Source organism: Maribacter corallii (genome assembly GCF_047345415.1).
Taxonomy (GTDB): Bacteria; Bacteroidota; Bacteroidia; order Flavobacteriales; family Flavobacteriaceae; genus Maribacter_C.
In genome coordinates this window covers 1-1,490 of sequence record NZ_JBLFEP010000023.1, presented here as the reverse complement: position 1 = coordinate 1,490, position 1,490 = coordinate 1, and the positions used below count along the sequence as shown (strand labels likewise).

The 1,490-nt window shown below is 60.9% G+C and carries 2 protein-coding genes; both read right to left on the bottom strand.

What is annotated here, in order from left to right:
* A partial coding sequence (locus ACKWCA_RS23940) for a bifunctional 4-hydroxy-2-oxoglutarate aldolase/2-dehydro-3-deoxy-phosphogluconate aldolase (protein WP_413980780.1) occupies nt 1-511 on the bottom strand: 511 nt, incomplete at its 3' end.
* A gap of 58 nt (nt 512-569) precedes the next feature.
* Nucleotides 570-1,490 (bottom strand): PfkB family carbohydrate kinase (locus tag ACKWCA_RS23935; RefSeq protein WP_413980779.1); only part of this gene is annotated, 921 nt, incomplete at its 5' end.

The following is a 1,490-nucleotide window of genomic DNA, read 5'->3' as shown; positions in this document are numbered from 1 at the left end:
TCGGGGACACCCCTCCGGTGGGCATGATACTGGTCCAGGGCTGCGGGCCCCTGACGCCCTTGACGAACTTGGGCCCGTATACATCGCCGGGAAAGAGCTTGACCACTTCGCAGCCGAGCTCCTCGGCCCTGGCTATCTCGGTCAACGAGCCACAGCCGGGCGACCATAGCACCTTCCTTCGGTTGCAGGCCAGGGCGATGTCCTCCCTCAGTACGGGGGTAACGATGAAGTTGGCCCCCGACAGCATATAGGTCGAGGCGGCCCCGGCATCGGTAATGGAGCCGACCCCCATGATCATTCCCGGGAGCTCCGAGATCGCGTATTTGTTCAGTTCCCCGAATATCTCATGGGCATAGTCGCCCCGCGAGGTGAACTCCAGCAGGCGTGCCCCGCCGTCGTAACAGGCCTTGAGCACTTTCTTGCCCAGTGCCACATCGGAATGGAAGAAAAGGGGCACCATGCCCGTTTCCCTCATCACGGTCGCCACTTGTAGTCTTGAATATTGTGCCATTGGTATGGGTTTAAGGTTTCTAATGTTCCGGGGCCGGGGTCTTCATGGGACCGAACGGTCAACGGGCCACCCGACCGGAGGCGTCGCCCCCCATGAGCTTTTCCACTTCGGCCACGGTGACCAGGTTCGCGTCCCCCTTGATGGTATGCTTCAGACAGGAGGCGGCCACGGCGAAGTCCAGGGCGTTCTGGTCGTCCTCGGGATACTTGAGCAATCCGTAGATCAGTCCGCCCATGAAGGAGTCCCCCCCGCCGACACGGTCCACGATATCGGTGATCTGGTATTGCCGGGTCTGGTACATCCGCTCCCCGTCGTAGAGCACGCCGGCCCATGTATTGTGGGAGGCGGAGATGGAACCGCGCAGGGTGGTGATCACCTTTTTCGCCTTGGGGAACTTTTTCATCATCTGTTTACAGACCGATAGGAAGGCCTCCGCCTTCACCCCATGGCCGTCCTTGTGTACGTCGAGTCCCTCGGGATGGATACCGAAGTGCTTCTCGGCGTCCTCCTCGTTGCCCAAGATGATATCGCAATAGGAGGTCAGTTCGGTCATGATGGCCTCGCGGTCCCCGCCGTACCTCCAGAGCTTGGCCCGATAGTTCAGGTCGGTGGAGATGGTGATCCCCTTCTCACTGGCGACCTTTACCGCCTCCAGGCATACATCGGCCGCCCCCTGTGAGATAGCGGGGGTGATACCGGTCCAGTGGAACCATTCCACGTCCTCGAGGACGGTCCGCCAATCGATCATTCCCGGACCGATCTCGGCCATTGCGGAATGGGCCCTGTCGTAGACCACTTTCGAGCCCCTGCTCACCGCACCGGTCTCCAGGAAATAGATGCCCAGGCGGTCGCCGCCATGGACGATCTTGTCCACGCCCACGCCGCGCTTGCGCATTTCCATCAGGGCACATGCGCCGATATCGTTATCGGGCAGACGGGTCACGAAATCCACCGGTACCCCATAGTTGGCCAGGGACAC